Here is an 18,331-nt window from a genome sequence, read left to right on the forward strand (position 1 = left end):
CGTGCAGAGACAGATTTGTGGGACTTGTGACATGACTCCTTTCGATACGCGCCTCGTACCCGACGGCAACATCCTGATCGGCGGCGAGTGGCGGCGCGGCCGTGGCGCGCCTTACACGAGCATCTATCCGGCCGACCAGTCGGTGAACATGGAAGTGTCGACGGCGAACGCGGAAGACGCGGCCGACGCCGTCGTGGCGGCCGACGCCGCATGGCGCCGCGCCGACTGGGCCGGGCTGAAGCCGCACCTGCGCGCGCAGGTGCTGTACCGCATCGCCGACCTGATCATGCAGCGCCACGAAGCGCTCGCGAACCTGCAGCGCCGCGACAACGGCAAGCCGATCGGCGAGACGCGCGTGCTGGTGGCCAGCGCCGCGAACACGTTCCGCTATTTCGCGGCCTGCCTCGAGACGCTCGACGAAGAACTGACGCCGTCGCGCGGCGACTACCTGACGATGAGCGTGTACGAGCCGATCGGCGTGATCGCCGCGATCACGCCGTGGAATTCGCCGATCGCGTCCGACGCGCAGAAACTCGCTCCCGCGCTGGCCGGCGGCAACGCGGTGGTGCTCAAGCCGGCCGAGGTCACGCCGCTCGTATCGCTCGCGCTGGCGCGCATCTGCGAGGAAGCCGGCGTGCCGAAGGGCGTGCTGAGCGTGCTGCCGGGCAAGGGCTCGGTGATCGGCGACGTGCTCGTGCGTCATCCGCTGGTGAAGAAGGTGTCGTTTACCGGCGGCACCGAAGTGGGCCGCGGCATCGCGCGCATCGCGGCCGAGAAGCTGATGCCGGTGTCGCTCGAACTCGGCGGCAAGTCGCCGACGATCGTGTGCGACGACGCCGATCTCGATCACGCGGTCAACGGCGTGCTGTACGGCATCTTCAGCTCGTCGGGCGAAGCCTGCATCGCCGGTTCGCGGCTGTTCGTGCAGCGCGCGGTGTACGACGCATTCATGCAGCGCCTGGTGGCGGGCGCCCGCAAGCTGCGCGTGGGCGACCCGACGCGGCCCGACACGCAGATGGGCCCGCTGATCACCGCGAAGCATCGCGAGTCGGTCGAACGCTACGTCGCGCTCGGGCTGGAAGAAGGCGGCCGCCTGCTGTGCGGCGGCGAGCGGCCGGCGGGCGACGGGCGCGAGAACGGCTTCTTCTATCAGCCGACGATTCTCGAAGGCTTGCCGAACAGCGCGCGCATTTGCCAGGAGGAAATCTTCGGGCCGGTGCTGGTCGCGATGCCGTTCGACGACGAAGCATCGCTGATCGCGCAGGCGAACGACAGCGTGTTCGGCCTCGCGGCCGGCATCTGGACGCGCGACTACAAGCGCGCATGGCGCATCGCGCGGGCGCTCGAGACGGGCACCGTCTGGATCAACACGTACAAGCTGTTCTCGATCTCCACGCCGTTCTCGGGCTGGAAGGAGAGCGGGATGGGGCGCGAGAAGGGGCGTCTCGGCATCCGCGAATACATGCAGCAGAAGAGCCTCTACTGGGGCTTGAACGACGCGCCGCTGCCGTGGGCGAACTGAGCGAAGGGGAATGACGCAATGAGCATCTTGGGAATCGAGCAGATCACGTACGGTGTCGACGACCTCGCCACCTGCCGGCGCTTTTTCGCCGACTGGGGGATGAAGGAAGTCGCGCACGACGACACGCGCGCCCGCTTCGAAACGCTGAACGGCTGCACCGTGCTGGCCGTCAAGGCCGACGATCCGGCGCTGCCGCCGGCGTTCGAGGCCGGTCCGACGCTGCGTGAAGTCACGTGGGGCGTCGCGACGCAGGCCGAACTCGACGCGCTGCGCACGAAGCTTGCCGGCCAGCCCGGCTATTACGCACAGGACGATGCGGTCGGCTGCATCGATCCGAACGGGATGGCGATTCGCGTCGAAGTCACGCGCAAGCGCGCACTCGACATCGCGGGCTCGCCGTCGAACGTGTGGGGCCAGACGCTGCGCGTCGACCAGCCGAGCCCGGTCTATGCGCGCGCGGAGCCGGTCGAGGTCGGGCACGTCGTGTTCTTCACGAACTGCCTCGACGCGCAGGAAAAGTTCTATCACGAACTGCTCGGCTTCGAGACGTCGGATCGTTATCCGGGCCGCGGCGCATTCATGCGCTGCGCGCCGCACGGCGGCCATCACGACCTGTTCCTGCTCGCGCTGCCGAACGGAAAACGCGGCCTGAACCACGTCGCGTTCACCGTGCGCGACATCCACGAAGTGTTCGGCGGCGGCATGCACATCGACCGCTGCGGCTGGGAAACGCAGCTCGGCCCGGGGCGTCATCCGGTGTCATCCGCGTACTTCTGGTACTTCCAGAACCCGGCCGGCGGCCTGATCGAGTATTACGCGGACGAAGACGTGCTGACGCCCGAATGGCAGCCGCGCGAATTCGAGCCGGGCCCGACCGTGTTCGCCGAATGGGCCGTCGACGGCGGCCTCGACGGCAATACGCGCCGGCAGAAGAACGCGAAGGCGCCGGAAGGCAAGTTCATGACGGAGCGCAAATCATGAGCGAAACGAACGCGCGGGAAGCGGCCGCGCCGGGCACGGTCGTCGTGATCGGCGGCGGCCAGGCCGCCGGCTGGGTGTTGAAGACGTTGCGCGCCGAAGGATACGCAGGCCGCCTCGTGATGATCGCCGACGAGCCGCATCTGCCGTACGAGCGCCCGCCGCTGTCGAAGGCCGTGCTGGCCGGCGACGCGGATATCGAAACCGTGCGCGTCGTGTGTCCCGACGAATTCGACGCGCTGAACGTCGAAGCATGGCAGCCGGAACGTGCGGCCTCCATCGACCGTGCACGCCGCGTGGTGAAAACCGAAAGCGGCCGCGAGATCGAATACGACCGGCTCGTGATCGCGACCGGCGGTACGTCGCGTCGCTTGCCCGATGCGCTCGTCAACACGCCGAACCTGCATTACCTGCGCACGCTCGACGAAGCGGCCGCACTCGGCGAAAAGCTGCGCGCGAGCCGGCGCGTGCTCGTGATCGGCGGTGGCTGGATCGGCCTCGAAGTCGCGGCGACCGCGCGCAAGCTCGGCGTCGAAGCCGTGGTCGTCGAAGGCGCGCCGCGCCTGTGCGGCCGCTCGGTGCCGCAGATCGTGTCCGACTTCCTGCTCGACCTGCATCGTTCGAACGGCGTCGACGTGCGGACGGGCGCCGCGCTCGCGTCGCTCGACCCGCGGCCGGACGACGCGTCGAAGGTGCGCGCGACGCTCGCCGACGGTACGACGATCGACGCCGATTTCGCGGTGGCCGGCATCGGCCTCGCGCTCAACGCATCGCTCGCGAGCGACGCGGGGCTCGCGGTCGACGACGGCATCGTCGTCGACGAATACGGCGCGACGAGCGACCCGGCGATCTTCGCGTGCGGCGACGTCGCGAACCATCACAACGGCTGGCTGAAGCGGCGCGTGCGGCTCGAATCGTGGGCGAACGCGCAGAACCAGGCGATCGCGGCCGCGAAGGCCGTGCTCGGCGTGCGCGCACCGTACGCGGAGATTCCGTGGTTCTGGTCCGATCAGTACGACGTGAACCTGCAGATCCTGGGCGATCTGCAGGCCGATGCGCAGCTCGTCGTGCGCGGCGATCTCGCCGCGCGTCGTGCGACGCTGTTTTTTGTCGGCGACGGACATGTGAGAGGTGTCATCGCCGTGAACAACGCGCGTGAGCTGAAACTCGCGCGCAAGTGGATGAACCAGGGCCGGGCAGTGAATACGGAAGCCCTGGCAGACACGACCCAAGCGCTTGCCTGACCGGCCCACCGGAAAGAGATCCAGGAGACACCCCGCATGAGCACTTTCGACAACGTCGTGGCCGGCAGGGCCACGATGGAAGCTGCCGCCTCCACGCCCGGCGCGATCATCGCGCGGCTCGAGCGGCTTCCGGCCAACTCGATGCAGATCCGCGCACGCGTGCTGATCGGCACCGCGACGTTCTTCGACGGCTTCGACGTGATCACGATCGCGGCGACGCTGCCGTTGCTGATTCACAAATGGGGGCTGTCGCCGACGCAGATCGGCATGCTGATCGCGTCCGGCGCGATCGGCCAGCTGATCGGCGCGTTCCTGTTTCCCGCGCTCGCGGAAAAGCACGGCCGCGTGAAGGCGATCGCGTGGAGTTCGGCCGTGATCGGCATCACGAGTATCGCGTGCGGCTTCGCGCCGACCTTCGAGGTGTTCGTGCTGCTGCGGATCCTGCAGGGGCTCGGGCTCGGCGGCGAGTTGCCGGTCGCCGCGACGTACATCAACGAGATCACGCGCGCACATGGCCGCGGCCGCTTCGTGCTGCTGTACGAGATCGTGTTCCCGATCGGCCTGCTCGTGTCGATGGCGCTCGGCGCGTGGCTCGTGCCGCGCTTCGGCTGGGAGATCATGTACTTCGTCGGCGGGCTGCCGCTGATCCTGTCGCTCGTGCTCACGCACCTCGTGCCGGAATCGCCGCGCTGGCTCGCGTCGCGCGGGCGGCTCGCGGAAGCCGGGCGTGCGGTCGGCGTGTTCGAAGGATCGGTGCGCGGCGAGCTGCCGCCCGTCACGCAGGTGGCCGCGTTCGACGAACTGGTGCGCCAGCATCCGAAGCGCAGGATGAGCGACCTGTTCAGCGCCGCGTATCGCAAGCGCACGCTCGCGGTGGCGACGTTGTGGGCGACCTGCGGGTTCATCCAGTACGGGCTGTCGACGTGGCTGCCGACGATCTACAAGAACTTCTATCACGCACCGCTGCAGCTCGCGCTGAATCTGGCGGTGATCGGCTCGGTGATGGGCGTGCTCGGGTCGCTCGCGTCCGCGCTGCTGGTCGACAAGCTCGGCCGCAAGCCGGTGATCGTGTGGTCGTTCGTGCTGTGCGCGCTGTCGCTGGCGCTCGCCGGCATCTATCACGCGTCGTCGGTGTACGTGGTCGCGATCTTCTGCTCGCTGTCGCTCGGGCTGATGGCGTCGGGCTTCATTACCGCGTACGTCTACACGCCGGAGCAGTATCCGACGAGCATCCGCGCGTCGGGCTGCGGGCTCGGCAGCGCGTGGCTGAAGATCGCGTCGTTCGTCGCGCCGATGGTCGTGCCGCACGCGATCATCGGCGGGAATCTCGCACCGGCGTTCTACCTGATCGGCGTCGTGCCGCTGATCGCGGCGCTGACCGTGCACTTCGTCGGGATCGAGACGAAGGGGAAGGTGCTGGAGGCGCTCGAGGCGTAAGCGCATTGCGCAGCGGTGGATGAGGTGAACCGAGAGGCCCGGGCGATGCTCCCGGGCCTCTTTGTTTCGGGGGCGCCTCGCGGGGGCGTGCAGGGTGCCGAGCGTACGCGCGATTGTTGGCGCGTGGCGCGCGTGTTCTAATTCACGGTCCCGATTTCGTCAGACGATTGCCATGCCCCTGTTCGAACCCGTCACGCTGCATACCGCTCGACTCGTGCTGCGCCCGCTTCGCGAAGCAGACGCGCCGACTTTCTTCGAGATCTGGTCCGATCCGGAAGCGATGCGCTACTTCTCGTTCTCGCCGATGACGCAGATCGAGCAGGCCGAGGCGCGCGTCGCGCGCAACGTGCAGACGTCCGCGAGCGGGGAGAGCCTGGTCTGCGTGCTCGAACTGCGGGAAACCGGCGAAGCGCTCGGCGAATGCGTGCTGTTCCATGCGAACGAGCAGTGCCGGCGAGCCGAGATCGGCTTCAGCCTGCGGCGCGCGTTCTGGCGCGGCGGATACATGTGCGAAGCGGCGTCGGCGATGATCGATCATGCCTTCGGCGCGCTGCGGCTGAACCGGATCGAGGCGGATATCGATCCGCGCAACGTCGCGTCGGCCGGGTTGCTTGAACGGCTCGGTTTCGTGCGGGAAGGGCTGCTGCGCGAACGCTGGATCGTCGGCGACGAAGTGTCGGACAGTGCGCTGTACGGGTTGCTGGCGAGCGATCGCGGCCGAGGCTGATGCGGCGGCCGGTTATTTCGCGGCAGGAACGATCGCGAACGCGTCCACTTCGACCAGTACCTCCGGGCGGAACAACGATGCCACGCCGACGAGCGCGCTTGCGGGCGGGCACGCGGTGTTGACCCAGCGGTCGCGCACCTCGCGAATCTGCGGCAACAGGCTCGAATCGAAATCGCGGACATAGATCGTCAGACGCGCGACGGATTCGAAGCCGACACCCGCGGTGCGAAGCGTATCGGCGATGTTCCTGAACACCTGATCGAGCTGCGTTGCATGATCGGCGCCGACAACCGCGCCCTCGGCATCGAACGGAACATGGCCGGACAAATACAGCGGTTGACCACCTTCGACGAGTATCGCTTGCGAAATGCCGGGAATCGTGGCGCCGGGGGGATTGATGGCACGTAGCATCGGAGCATCCTCTCAGGTTGATGCGGTTGTTCGGGGCGGCCCGGATCGGCCCGCCATCTTCGATTCAGGGGCGATCGGCAGCGGTATTCACAGCTTCGCGAGCCAGCCCTCGACCTTGTCTTTTCCGCGCAGCGTCGCAACCCATCGAGCGGGCAACGCCCGTTCGCCGTACACCACGCCGGCGAGGCTGCCGGCGATCGCCGCGGTCGTATCCGTGTCGTTGCCGAGCGCGATCGCGCGCTTCACGCAATCCTCGTAGCTGTCCGTCGACAGCAGGCAATGGATCGCCGACCAGAAGCTGTCGACCACATAGCCCGATCCTTGCGGTGCGTCGAAGCGGCCGTCGAGCACGATCTTCAGTTCGATTTCATCGGCCGTGCCTTCGTGGCGCGCGAGCAGTTCGTCCTCGGCCGTGCGCACCGCGTCGGGAGCCGACTGGCCGTCGACGATGCCCAGCGCCGTCAGGCAATAGAGCGCGCAGCAAAGCTGCGAACGCACGTGGCCGTGCGTGACGACGCTCTGCTTGCGCGCGAGCCGGATCGCGTCGTCGCGCGACGCCGCGACCATCACGACGGGAAAGCAGCGCATCAGCGAGCCGTTGCCGTTGTCGCGCTCGTCGCCGGGCCCGGCTGCCGCGGGCGCGGCGCCGGCCGCCAGCGCGTGGAACGCACGCTGCGTCTGCAGGCCGACGTCGAATACGCGGCCGTCCGGCGTGAACGCGCCGCGATGAAACCAGTCCAGCAGGTTGCCGGCGAACGTGTCGAGATTCAGGGCGTGCTCGCGCAGCAGCGCGTCGAGCAGCGCGAGCGCCTGCGCACCGTCGTCGCTCCAGGTGCCGGGCGGCACGCCGTCGTGCGCGCGCGCGAAGCCCGGCGGCGGTGTCATGTCGATCGCGGCGGGAGGCGGAATCGACGCGGCGTCGTGGAATTCGTACGGCACGCCGAGCGCGTCGCCGATCAGCAGGCCAAGCAGGCCGCCGCGCAGGCGGGATCGTCGGTTCGGAATCGGTGTCATCGAAAGGAATTCGGGTTGGGGCGGCGGAAAACCATGCACAAGACCTTGAGCTGAACCCCGTCATTATGCAGTCGCCGCCAATTGGCGTACTTTCCAGACTGTTCGCCGGCCGCCTTCGCGTGGTGGCGGCCGCAGTCGTCGTAGAAACGACCCGCGACGATCACGTCAACGCTCGCCCGGCCGCCACGTCGACAGGCACTTCGCGCTCCAGTGCCTTGGCGGCGAGTTCCCCGACCCAGTCTGCATCGGCGGGACCGACGACGCCATATTGATCCGGCGGAAAAAAAGCATAGTGATGAGCCGCCGCAGCCAGGCGCTCACATTCGGCGTGAGACAGCAGGTAGGACGTCACGGTCAATGGCGCCGCGGGTCCACTCCATCTCAATCCGATGCGGATATGGGTGCGTGGCGCAAATGCTATTGCCAATTCTCGCCGCGGGATCAATCGTTTCGTCTCCGAGGGGAACGTTGGCGGCGCGCCCCGACCGTCTGCCGCAATTCGATGATCCAGCACCAGCCAATGACCGGCGGACGTTCGGGCCAGGATCCACTGCCTGACTCGGGTCATGCTGGATTTGAGCTTGCCGTCGATCCATTCCTCGACGTAGAGGGGTTCCGGATCGTAGTCGTCCGACCACACGACGATTGCCGAGCATAGCGTATGGCGCTCCAATTCGACATGCCCGTTGGACGGCATTTCACGCCAGTACCGCTGTCGGGTGCCGTACGTCGCGACGCACCAGTTCAGGCCGATCCACGCTGCGATGAAGAGCGCCGTGACCCATATGACGGTGACGGCTGTTTCGCCAACCGCACGATCCATATCGAAGGCCCGATCGACCGTTCCGCGGTATGCAAGCATACCCAGCAAATACGCGAGCATCGGGATCGCAGGCCCGACTGCGACCGGCATCATCAGAATGGCGAGCCAGCTTCGGACATGCACGCTCCCCACCGACTTGGCGCGCGCACGCTCCTCATCGCTCATCGCCGCGACTTCCCGCGCGGCGATGTCGTCGCTTGGGGTGTGGAACCGCTCATACGTATTCTGGCATTTGGGCATTCGACGGGGCGTTCGGTGAAAGAGGGCGATAAAGCAGGGATTGCCTCGAGGAACCGATTCTTGCATACGTTAGGGTCGGTTTTCATACGGACGCATGTGCGTTCGTACGGAAACGAACCGATGCGCTGCGGCTGGTGCGAAACCAGGCGGCAGGGGTCCGTATGCGGAGGCGCAGAGCCGAACGGTAGCGGATGAAACGACGCCGGGAAGACGCCGACGCGCGGGGAGTATCGCGAGCGGATGACTTGCCGGATTCACGCGGCGAACGTACGCTTGATCGATACCACGATCGACCCACAGGTTCTCGACCATGCAGGCCCATCCATTGCGTCTTTCCCCCGGCGACGATCTGCGCGGCGCCATCGAAGCCGCGTTGCATCGCCACGACTCGCACGCGGCCTTCGTGATCCAGGGCATCGGCAGCCTGAGCGTCGCGCAGTTGCGCTTCGCCGGCGTCGACCAGCCGACCGCGCTGCGCGGCGACCTCGAAATCCTGACGCTGGCCGGTTCGGTGTCGCCGGACGGCGCGCATCTGCACATGTCGGTCTCGGATGCGGACGGCCGCGTGACCGGCGGCCATGTCGCGAGTGGTTGCGTGGTGCGCACGACGGCCGAGATCCTGCTCGCGCTGCTGCCCGCGCATCGCTTCTCGCGCGAGCCCGATGCGGGCACCGGCTTCAACGAACTGGTGATCCGTCGCGAGCCGGGCGGCGACGCCGCATGAGTATCGCGAAGCGGCGCTAGAATCGCCGGTCATCGAAGCACTTCCCGTTACCGCTCATTCCGCAAGACGCACTCCATGGACGACACCGAAATCGAACAGAAAATGTGGGACATCGTCCGGACCTGGCTCGAAGGCGCGACGCCCGAGCAGTGGCACCGGTTCGCCGCACGCTCCAATTACGACGGTAACGGCCGCGCGTTGCGCTGGCTGCTGGACAACCGCAACGTCGATCGCGCGACCGCGTTGCTGATCTACTGGAATCTCGGCGCCGCGTGGTTCGTGCAGTATGCGGACGAAAACGCCGCGTCGTATCAACGGGATACGTTCCGGTTGCTGCGCGAGATCGAGCAACGTTACGCGGAAGGCTATTACGCCGATCACGGAATCTGGTTCGATCCGCACGACTTCGATGGCGCGGGGCCGAACGATTATCCGGACGTACCGGTCGTGCGGCCCGTGCCGGCACTGATGCTGCAGCCGACCGACGGCCGCGAGTACGTCGATCTCGACGAAGCGGACGGCTATGACGAAGGCCTGCCGTTCGACGTGGTCGAGCGGCTGCACGCGCTGCTCGACTGACCGCGCGGGCGCGTCCGTTCGCCGACGCATAAAAAAGCGCCGCGGCCATTCGGCCCGCGGCGCCTTTCGGTGCGCTGCGACGTCGACTTCCCGTCGCAGCCCGACTGCGTGCTTACATCTGCACGGTGTCGGCCACTTCCTTGAAGTCTTCGATCTGGTCGAAGTTCATGTACTGGTAGATCTTGTCGCCGTTGGCGGTGAGCACGCCCATGTCGGCCATGTACTCTTCCTTGGTCGGGATCTTGCCCAGACGCGAGCAGATCGCCGCCAGTTCCGCCGAGCCGAGGTACACGTTCGTGTTCTTGCCGAGGCGGTTCGGGAAGTTGCGGGTCGACGTCGACATGACCGTCGCGCCTTCGCGCACCTGTGCCTGGTTGCCCATGCACAGCGAGCAGCCCGGCATTTCGGTGCGGGCGCCGGCCGTGCCGAACACACCGTAGTGGCCTTCTTCGGTCAATTGCTTCTGGTCCATCTTGGTCGGCGGCGCGACCCACAGCTTGACCGGAATGTCGCGCTTGCCTTCGAGCAGCTTCGACGCGGCGCGGAAGTGACCGATGTTGGTCATGCACGAGCCGATGAACACTTCGTCGATCTTCGCACCGGCGACGTCGGACAGCGTCTTCACGTCGTCCGGGTCGTTCGGGCAGGCGACGATCGGCTCATGGATGTCGGCGAGGTCGATCTCGATGACGGCCGCGTATTCGGCGTCGGCATCCGGCGACAGCAGTTGCGGATCGGCCAGCCACTGTTCCATCGCCGCGATGCGGCGCTGCAGGCTGCGCGGGTCCTGGTAGCCCTGCGCGATCATCCACTTGAGCAGCGTGATGTTGCTGTTCAGGTACTCGATGATCGGTTCCTTGTTCAGGCGCACCGTGCAACCGGCAGCCGAACGCTCGGCGGATGCATCCGACAGCTCGAACGCTTGCTCGACCTTCAGGTCGGGCAGGCCTTCGATTTCGAGAATGCGGCCCGAGAAGATGTTCTTCTTGCCCTGCTTGGCGACCGTCAGCATGCCTTGCTTGATCGCGTACAGCGGAATTGCGTTGACGAGGTCACGCAGCGTGACGCCCGGCTGCATCTTGCCCTTGAAGCGGACCAGCACCGATTCCGGCATGTCCAGCGGCATCGTGCCGGTAGCGGCCGCGAACGCGACCAGGCCCGAACCTGCGGGGAAGCTGATGCCGATCGGGAAGCGCGTGTGCGAATCGCCGCCGGTGCCGACGGTGTCGGGCAGCAGCATGCGGTTCAGCCACGAGTGGATCACGCCGTCGCCCGGGCGCAGCGCGATGCCGCCGCGCGTGCTGATGAAGTTCGGCAGCGTCTGGTGCGTCTTCACGTCGACCGGCTTCGGATACGCGGCGGTGTGGCAGAACGACTGCATCACGAGATCGGCCGAGAAGCCGAGGCACGCGAGGTCCTTCAGTTCGTCGCGGGTCATCGGGCCCGTGGTGTCCTGCGAGCCGACCGAGGTCATCTTCGGTTCGCAGTACGTGCCCGGGCGCACGCCCTGGCCTTCCGGCAGACCGCACGCGCGGCCGACCATCTTCTGCGCGAGCGAGAAGCCCTTGCCGCTGTCGGCCGGCTGGTGCGGCAGGCGGAACAGCGTCGACGGCGCGAGGCCGAGCGCTTCGCGCGCCTTCGCGGTCAGGCCGCGGCCGATGATCAGCGGAATGCGGCCGCCGGCGCGCACTTCGTCGAACAGCACGTCGGACTTGACCTGGAATTCGGCGATGACCTTGCCGTCCTTCAGCGCCTTGCCTTCGTACGGGCGCAGTTCGACCACGTCGCCCATTTCCATCTGCGACACGTCGAGCTCGATCGGCAGCGCGCCGGCGTCTTCCATCGTGTTGTAGAAGATCGGGGCGATCTTGCCGCCGAGGCACACGCCGCCGAAGCGCTTGTTCGGGACGAACGGAATGTCTTCGCCGGTGAACCACAGCACCGAGTTGGTGGCCGACTTGCGCGAGGAGCCGGTGCCGACCACGTCGCCGACGTAGGCGACCAGGTGGCCCTTTTCCTTCAGCGATTCGATGAACTTGACCGGGCCGCGCTTGCCGTCTTCTTCCGGCGTGATGCCCGGGCGCGCGTTCTTCAGCATCGCGAGCGCGTGCATCGGGATGTCCGGGCGGGTGGTGGCGTCCGGCGCCGGCGACAGGTCGTCGGTGTTGGTTTCGCCCGTGACCTTGAATACGGTGATGGTCAGGCTTTCCGGCACTTCCGGACGGCTCGTGAACCATTCGGCATCGGCCCAGCTCTGCAGCACGGCCTTCGCGTGCGCGTTGCCCTTGTCGGCGAGTTCCTTCACGTCGTGGAACTGGTCGAACATCAGCAGGGTTTTCTTCAGCGCGTCGGCGGCGACCGCGGCGACGGCCTCGTCGGACAGCAGCTCGATCAGCGGCTGGATGTTGTAGCCGCCGAGCATCGTGCCGAGCAGCTCGGTCGCGTGCGCACGCGAGATCAGCGGGCAGGCGGTCTCGCCCTTGGCCACGGCGGCCAGGAAGCCGGCCTTCACGCGGGCGGCTTCGTCGACGCCGGCGGGCACGCGATGGGTGATCAGCTCGAGCAGCGTCTGCTCTTCGCCGGCGGGCGGGTTCGTCAGCAATTCGACCAGTTCGGCGGTCTGCTGAGCCGTCAGCGGCAGGGGAGGAATACCGAGCGCGGCGCGGGCGGCCACGTGAGCACGAAAGTTTTCAAGCATGGGGAGACCTGCTGATATTGCGTTTGAGGGGAAGGCCTTGCCGGCACTCCGGGGCTATTCCAGGCACTGCTTTGAGCGGGATTCTAATCTCAATGGTGTGCAACGTCAAATGTCTTATGTCTTATATAAGAGTTGGCAATGCGAAACACGGAAGGCGGGGTTGCATGGCGGGAGGCGGCCTTGTCGGGCGCGGTCGGGCGGGCGAGTGCAGGGTATCGGCTCAGGCCGCCGGTGCCGCACATATCTGCACAAGCCCGCAGGAAACGGTACACACCGGGCGCGTTCGGGCCGCTACGCTTGCCGTCACGCAGCTTGCAATCGGGTTTCGGAACTGGAGGCGGAAGTCGTCGCGCCCCTGTCGATTCGACCCGGGCGGCGGCGATTTCCTTGACTCCGGCGATCCACGACATGCGCTCCAGAGACGCGATTTTCCTGATGGCGACGCTCGTCGCGTCGCCGGCCGTTCACGCGGCCGCGCCCGGCGACGAAGCGCGCGACGCGGCGAGCCGGCCGGTCGCGCTGGTCTATCGCGGGCCTGCCGCGTGCGACGGGTGCCCCGAAACCATCGCCAGACGCCTGCGGGAATCGGACTACCGGTTCCGGGTGATCTACGTGGGGCCGGCGGAACGGCTCAAGATCACGCCCGCGGCGCTGGCCGGTGCGGCGCTCTATGTGCAGCCCGGCGGCGGGCAGGACATTCCCGGCGCGGCAGCGAGCATCGGTCGGCCTGCAATCAGGGCCGTGCGGCATTACGTGGCGAACGGCGGCCGATACCTCGGGCTTTGCATGGGCGCCTACCTGGCCGGCGCGCAGGGGTTCGGGCTGGTTGCCGGCGATATCGACTCCGAGGTCGACCGGCCGGGCTCGACGCTTCACGGCATCGCGGACACGGTGACGCCGGTCGTCTGGCGCGGGAAAAAGCGCTGGATCTATTATCAGGACGGCGCGAGGCTCCCGGTCGCGCCGATCGGCTCCGGCGGGATCGTGCTGGCGATCTACCCGAACAAGGACATCGCCGCCGCCACGTACCGCTACGGCAAAGGACGCGTCGGCCTTGCCGGCCCGCATCCGGAGGCCGATGAAAGCTGGTATCGCCAGAACGGCCTGTCGAACCCGGACGGCGTGGTGCCGGACATGGCCTACGACCTGATCGACGCGACGATGAAGCCGTAGCGAAGCGGCCGCGGGGCGTGGCCTATTTCCGCTTGGCGCGATACGCGTCGAGATTTTTCCGTGCCTGCGCGCGGATCGCGCGCTGCATGAAAGGCGTCCAGCCGAGCAGCGCGCCCTTCATCCCGAGCGCCTGACGCGCCCAGCACCACAGGTCGAAATGGTCGCGATGCTCGACGATGCGTCCGTCGCGAAACCGGAAGCGTGCGTCGATCCGGTTGACCACCCTCCGTCCGGTCGCGGCGAACCGGTAGTCCGCGCGCCATTTTGCGCGCCCGTCCTGGTCGTCCGCGGCGACTTCGCCGAACGTCAGCGAGAATTCCTGCGCCCGCGCGACCAGCATCCGCCACATGTCGCGTGCGAGCTCGCCACGCAGCTCGCCGAACGCGGGATCGCTGAACACGATGTCGTCGGCATAGCACGCGAGCATCGTGTCGATGTCGCGCTGCTGGAAGGCCGTGTAGAAGCGCTGGATCAACGCGGTGTTCGGATCGGTCATGTCGGGGCGTAACGGGGCAGGGATGGCGGACGGCAACGTCCGTATCGGGACAGTGGGGCAGGCAGCGCGAACCGGCGCCCGCGACTTCGGGCGCGGCCGGCTCGTCGCCGGATGCGGCGCGTCAGCGGGCCGCCATCGCGACGTCCTGATCGCTGCGTCCCGTCACCAGGCAGCCCGACATGAACGCCTCGCTCTGGCTACCGGCGGCGGCTTCGCCGAAGCCGCGACCGAGCGCGTCGGCCTTGACCTGCGCGGCGCCTTGCTCGCACGCGAGCGGGCTGGCGTCGCGGCCCTGCGCGTGCAGGATCGCGCGATCGCCGATGAGATAGGCTAGCAATGCAAAAACGGCGATATGTACGGCTCGTCTCATGGTTCGTCTCCTCGTCGCTCAAGCGTAACGCGGACACGTTCGACGAAGCACTTGGGGCTTCCCCCGGTAAACGTCTGCTGAAAGCGCTGGCGGAGCGGGACGATCCTGTCCCGTTTTTCGGTCGCGGTCCGACGAGCGGCCAATGCGCGGGAGTTTGACGAATGTCAGGGTGCGGGCGGGCGGCGGCGGTCGCACGGCCGTTCGAAGCGATAGCATGAATGCATGATTTGACGGCATGCGATGCGGGGTCGACGCATCGGGTCCGGCAAGCACGCAGGTGTCGAATATCGCTGTCGAAATAGTGAGGAAGCCAAAATGTTGAACGTCTCTTCCGTCCTGATCAGTCTTGCCCCGATGTGGGCCATCCTGCTGCTGGCGTCTTCCGCGGCCGCCTATTTCGTGTTCTGGCGCAAGGTCATCGATTGAGCGCCGCGCGACAGCGTGCGCACGATGCGCACGCATGACGCGCCGTTTCCGTCATTGCACCGCCGTCACCGGCACATTCGAAATCCGCACCAGCCGCGCCATCACGCTGCGCCGAAACACCGACATCAACGCGTGCAGCGGATCGCGTCGCGGCCCGGCCACGACGATCTCGTCGCACCCGGTCTCGGCCGCCGTGGCCGCGATCGTGTCGGCCACCGGCCCGACCTTCATCACGACGCTGAACTTCACGTCCGCATCGCGCAGGATCCGCTCGGCCATCGCGAGATCGTCGGTCGCGAATTGCGTCTCGATCGCGCGCAACCGCGACAGCGGGTGATAGGCCTCGAGCCGCGTCGATTCCAGCGGCGCCTGCACGTTGATCAGCACGACCTCCGATGCGCAGCGCTCGCGATACAGAAACGTCGCGTGCCGGACGGCCTGAAGCGAGCGCGGTGAATGACCGACCGGAACCAGCAGCTTGAGCATGGACGATGAACCCGGAAACGAAGTGCTTCCAGCGTAGCGTGCGGCCGCACGAAGCGATCTAAAGAGATCGGCCGGCCGCATAAAAATGTCGTTAACGCGCGCGGTCTCGTGACGCACCAATTAAAAATATAAGAAATTTAAGTTTATGCGCATAAACGGCAGCGAGCGGCGTCGCCCGTTCCGCCCGGTCGTCGCCGGCCGTTCGCGCGAGCGCGATTCAGTCGGATCCACAATGAATTGCGCCGCAAAATATCGGAGGTCGTCCGGGGCGCGTCGCGTAGAGTAGAGCGTCGGCCGCCGCCCGGCGGCGCGCCATCCGCTACCGCTTCCCAGGAGACCCCGCATGCCGCACGGCGCCCCGCAGTTTCTCGCTCCCGCTTCCATTTCCGTCGATCCGGTCGTACGCCTGTCGGCCGGCGAGCTCGCGTCGGCGATCCGCAGCAAGGCGGTGTCGTGCGTCGAGACGATGCGTGCGTATCTCGATCACATCGAGCGCGTGAACGGCGCGGTCAACGCGATCGTCGCGCTGCGCGATCGCGATGCGCTGCTGGCGGAAGCCGCGGAAAAGGACGCGGAGCTGGCGCGCGGCGAGTATCGCGGCTGGCTGCACGGGATGCCGCAGGCGCCGAAGGATCTGGCGATGACGAAGGGGCTGCGCACGACCTACGGCTCGCCGATCTTCCGCGAGAACGTACCGCAGGCCGATTCCGTCGGCGTCGCGCGGATGCGCGCGGCCGGCGCGATCTTCATCGGCAAGACCAATACGCCCGAGTTCGGGCTCGGTTCGCATACGTTCAACGAAGTCTACGGCGCGACGCGCAACCCGTACGACCTGACGAAGAGCGCGGGCGGCAGCAGCGGCGGCACGGCGGCGGCGCTCGCGTCGCGGATGCTGCCGGTGGCGGACGGCAGCGATTTCGGCGGGTCGCTGCGCAACCCGGCCGCGTTCTGCAACATCTACGGCTTTCGCCCGTCGCAGGGCCGCGTGCCGCGCTGGCCGGGCGTCGACGTGTTCATGCAACAGCTCGGCATCGAAGGGCCGATGGGTCGCACCGTCGGCGACGTCGCGCAACTGCTCGCGATCCAGGCCGGCTACGACCGCAACGATCCGCTGTCGCTCGCGGACGATCCGGCGGTGTTCGCGCAGCCGCTCGACGCGGACCTGCGCGGCAAGCGCATCGCGTGGGTCGGCGACTGGAACGGTTATCTCGCGACCGAGGCCGGCGTGCTCGCGCAGTGCGAGCACGGGCTGGCGACGCTGCGCGAGATCGGCTGCGACGTTGATGCCGCGCTGCCGGCGTTCGCACCCGACCGGATCTGGCGTCTGTGGCTCGCGCACCGGCACCTGCTGTCGGGCGGCGGGCTGCTCGCGCACTATCGCGACCCGGCGCGCCGTGCGCTGCTGAAGCCCGAGGCGATCTACGAGGTCGAAGGGCTGCTCGCGCTGCAGGGCGCGGCGGTGTTCGATGCGAGCGTCGAACGGACCGCGTGGCATCAGGCGGTGCTGAGCTTCTTCGATCGCTACGACTTCATCGCGGCGCCGACCGCGCAGGTGTTCCCGTTCGACGTCGACCAGCGCTGGCCGAAGGAGATCGCGGGCCGCGCGATGGACACCTACCACCGCTGGATGGAAACGGTCGTGCCGTGGACGCTGGCCGGCTGCCCGGTGATCAACGTGCCGGTCGGCTTCAACGACGCGGGGTTGCCGATGGGGATGCAACTGATCGGGCGTCCGCGCGCCGATCTCGCCGTGCTGCAGCTTGCGCGCGGCTACGAGCGGGCGGCCGACTGGGTGGCCCGGCGCGTGCCGGCGTGGATGGCCGCGTGATGCCGCGGCAGGCGGGCAACCGGTAGCCGGTAGCCAGTTGCCGGGGTGACGGAGCGGGCGGCGACGAGCTGCCCGTTTCGTTTTGCATCGCTCGACGCGACGTTCGCCGGCGCCCGCCGGACCCGACATCCGCCATTGATGCAGCCGGAGAACGAATCGGGATGCGCGCACGACATCGCTCGGCAAACGCGCGCGAATCTGCGTGACGGGGCCCGTCGGTCGCCGAATTGCAAGCGGCGCCGCCGCCGGATTTCGTTTCGATGTGTTTCAGTCGTTGCGGCGGCGCGCGACGCGCTTCGACAATATCGCCTCGACAATTCGGGCACGAGGAACACACATGAAGCACATTCGCGCGACGGGCCGGCATCTGGCCTCGGCAGGCATCGCGTTCGGCATCCTGGTGAGCGGCGCCGCGCACGCGCAGCTCGACCTGCAGTCGCTCGGCGCGTCGCTGCTCGGCGGTGGGCAGCAGCAGGCGGCGCCTGCGCAGGGCGGTGTCGCGCAATTGCTGCAGGCCTATGTCGGGGCGAACCAGCAGGTGCTGAACGGCCAGTCGTCGCTCGCATCGGCGATGGGTCTGACGGGGGCGGCCGGGCAGGCGCAGCAGGCCGCGAGTCAGTTGTCCGGTGCCGATGCGCTGTCGCCGGCCACGCTGTCGCAGATGGGCGGCGCGCAGCAATCGGTGTCGCAGGCGCTCGGCCAGGCGTTCGCGAGCGGCGGCGCCACGCACGGCCCGATCGACAAGCAGGCGTTCAGCAACGGGCTCGCGTCGCTCGGGCAGGGGCTCACGCAGTATTCGCAACTGCAGTCGGGGCTCGGCAATCTCGGTTCGACGAGCGCCGCGTCGTTGCTGCAGTCGGGCCTGAATCCGCAGAACATGCAGGCCGCGTCGTATATCGCGCAAAGCGCGCCGGGCCAGTTGCAGTCGCTGGCCGCGACGCTCGGCCAGGCCGTCCAGTTCGCGACGAGCCAGGGCATTTCGGTGCCGTCGGTCGCGTCGTCCGCGCTGAAGCTGCTGCCGTAACGTCAACGTGGCGCGGATGTGCGCGCGATGCGCGGCCCGCATCGCGCGCGTCGACCACGAACAATCGCCCCGCACAACATGGGGATTGCGCGCGATGCTATCGTGGCGGGTCCCTTTTATCGGTGCCGGTT

The 18,331-nt window shown here is 67.3% G+C and carries 17 protein-coding genes; 10 read left to right on the forward strand and 7 right to left on the reverse strand.

Annotated elements, in window-relative coordinates; translation table 11 throughout:
• Positions 1 to 31: 31 nt before the first annotated feature.
• The 5 genes from H0X91_RS24855 to H0X91_RS24875 all read left to right on the forward strand — a co-directional run bounded on the left by H0X91_RS24855 (position 32) and on the right by H0X91_RS24875 (position 5,908).
• The gene (locus H0X91_RS24855; RefSeq protein ID WP_006487205.1) at positions 32 to 1,522 is read left to right on the forward strand and encodes an aldehyde dehydrogenase; all 1,491 of its coding nucleotides are present in this window, start codon (positions 32 to 34) and stop codon (positions 1,520 to 1,522) included.
• Positions 1,523 to 1,540: 18 nt separating this feature from the next.
• Positions 1,541 to 2,503 carry a VOC family protein gene (locus H0X91_RS24860; RefSeq protein ID WP_006487197.1) on the forward strand — a complete coding sequence of 321 codons (963 nt, stop codon included), beginning with the start codon at positions 1,541 to 1,543 and terminating at the stop codon, positions 2,501 to 2,503.
• On the forward strand, positions 2,500 to 3,744 hold the full coding sequence (locus H0X91_RS24865) for an NAD(P)/FAD-dependent oxidoreductase (RefSeq protein ID WP_062910415.1): 1,245 nt from the start codon (positions 2,500 to 2,502) through the stop codon (positions 3,742 to 3,744). The genes H0X91_RS24860 and H0X91_RS24865 overlap by 4 nt, the downstream gene beginning before the upstream one ends.
• Before the next feature lie 36 nt (positions 3,745 to 3,780).
• Positions 3,781 to 5,181 carry an MFS transporter gene (locus H0X91_RS24870; protein WP_006487206.1) on the forward strand — a complete coding sequence of 467 codons (1,401 nt, stop codon included), beginning with the start codon at positions 3,781 to 3,783 and terminating at the stop codon, positions 5,179 to 5,181.
• Between the two features lie 172 nt (positions 5,182 to 5,353).
• A complete protein-coding gene (locus H0X91_RS24875; RefSeq protein ID WP_006487190.1) occupies positions 5,354 to 5,908 on the forward strand; it encodes a GNAT family N-acetyltransferase in 555 nt (184 codons plus the stop codon).
• A 12-nt stretch (positions 5,909 to 5,920) separates the two neighbouring features.
• Here H0X91_RS24875 and H0X91_RS24880 read toward each other — a convergent pair whose 3' ends face one another.
• From H0X91_RS24880 to H0X91_RS24890, 3 genes are all read right to left on the reverse strand, one after another.
• Positions 5,921 to 6,319, reverse strand: coding sequence for a RidA family protein (locus H0X91_RS24880; RefSeq protein WP_034202185.1), 399 nt, complete (start codon positions 6,317 to 6,319; stop codon positions 5,921 to 5,923).
• A gap of 87 nt (positions 6,320 to 6,406) precedes the next feature.
• Positions 6,407 to 7,333 (reverse strand): ADP-ribosylglycohydrolase family protein, encoded by a 927-nt coding sequence (locus H0X91_RS24885; RefSeq protein ID WP_077175845.1) that lies wholly within the window; start codon positions 7,331 to 7,333, stop codon positions 6,407 to 6,409.
• 160 nt (positions 7,334 to 7,493) lie between these two features.
• The gene (locus tag H0X91_RS24890) at positions 7,494 to 8,396 is read right to left on the reverse strand and encodes a hypothetical protein (RefSeq protein ID WP_062910416.1); all 903 of its coding nucleotides are present in this window, start codon (positions 8,394 to 8,396) and stop codon (positions 7,494 to 7,496) included.
• 310 nt (positions 8,397 to 8,706) lie between these two features.
• On the opposite strand from H0X91_RS24890, the gene H0X91_RS24895 reads away from it, so the two are divergent.
• Positions 8,707 to 9,120: a PPC domain-containing DNA-binding protein gene (locus H0X91_RS24895; RefSeq protein WP_006496937.1), complete on the forward strand. Its 414-nt coding sequence runs from the start codon at positions 8,707 to 8,709 to the stop codon at positions 9,118 to 9,120.
• Between the two features lie 75 nt (positions 9,121 to 9,195).
• Complete coding sequence (locus tag H0X91_RS24900; RefSeq protein ID WP_006496938.1) at positions 9,196 to 9,699, forward strand: DUF4274 domain-containing protein; 504 nt, start codon at positions 9,196 to 9,198, stop codon at positions 9,697 to 9,699.
• A gap of 112 nt (positions 9,700 to 9,811) precedes the next feature.
• Here the strand turns inward: H0X91_RS24900 and acnB are convergent, their stop codons facing one another.
• Positions 9,812 to 12,397: a bifunctional aconitate hydratase 2/2-methylisocitrate dehydratase gene (gene acnB, locus H0X91_RS24905; RefSeq protein ID WP_034202186.1), complete on the reverse strand. Its 2,586-nt coding sequence runs from the start codon at positions 12,395 to 12,397 to the stop codon at positions 9,812 to 9,814.
• Positions 12,398 to 12,784: 387 nt separating this feature from the next.
• On the opposite strand from acnB, the gene H0X91_RS24910 reads away from it, so the two are divergent.
• Positions 12,785 to 13,570, forward strand: a complete 786-nt coding sequence (locus H0X91_RS24910) for a BPL-N domain-containing protein (protein ID WP_230205707.1) — start codon at positions 12,785 to 12,787, stop codon at positions 13,568 to 13,570.
• A gap of 22 nt (positions 13,571 to 13,592) precedes the next feature.
• Here the strand turns inward: H0X91_RS24910 and H0X91_RS24915 are convergent, their stop codons facing one another.
• The 3 genes from H0X91_RS24915 to H0X91_RS24925 all read right to left on the reverse strand — a co-directional run bounded on the left by H0X91_RS24915 (position 13,593) and on the right by H0X91_RS24925 (position 15,348).
• Complete coding sequence (locus tag H0X91_RS24915; protein ID WP_058903248.1) at positions 13,593 to 14,066, reverse strand: nuclear transport factor 2 family protein; 474 nt, start codon at positions 14,064 to 14,066, stop codon at positions 13,593 to 13,595.
• A gap of 121 nt (positions 14,067 to 14,187) precedes the next feature.
• A complete protein-coding gene (locus tag H0X91_RS24920; protein WP_006487226.1) occupies positions 14,188 to 14,436 on the reverse strand; it encodes a hypothetical protein in 249 nt (82 codons plus the stop codon).
• 477 nt (positions 14,437 to 14,913) lie between these two features.
• A complete protein-coding gene (locus tag H0X91_RS24925) occupies positions 14,914 to 15,348 on the reverse strand; it encodes a universal stress protein (RefSeq protein WP_012493398.1) in 435 nt (144 codons plus the stop codon).
• 343 nt (positions 15,349 to 15,691) lie between these two features.
• Between H0X91_RS24925 and H0X91_RS24930 the strand changes: the two genes are divergently transcribed.
• On the forward strand, positions 15,692 to 17,176 hold the full coding sequence (locus tag H0X91_RS24930; RefSeq protein ID WP_058903247.1) for an amidase: 1,485 nt from the start codon (positions 15,692 to 15,694) through the stop codon (positions 17,174 to 17,176).
• Positions 17,177 to 17,513: 337 nt separating this feature from the next.
• Positions 17,514 to 18,200 carry a hypothetical protein gene (locus H0X91_RS24935; RefSeq protein ID WP_012493397.1) on the forward strand — a complete coding sequence of 229 codons (687 nt, stop codon included), beginning with the start codon at positions 17,514 to 17,516 and terminating at the stop codon, positions 18,198 to 18,200.
• Positions 18,201 to 18,331 lie beyond the last annotated feature (131 nt).

Source organism: Burkholderia sp. 9777_1386, assembly GCF_015712265.1.
In the GTDB taxonomy this organism is placed as follows: domain Bacteria; phylum Pseudomonadota; class Gammaproteobacteria; order Burkholderiales; family Burkholderiaceae; genus Burkholderia; species Burkholderia cenocepacia.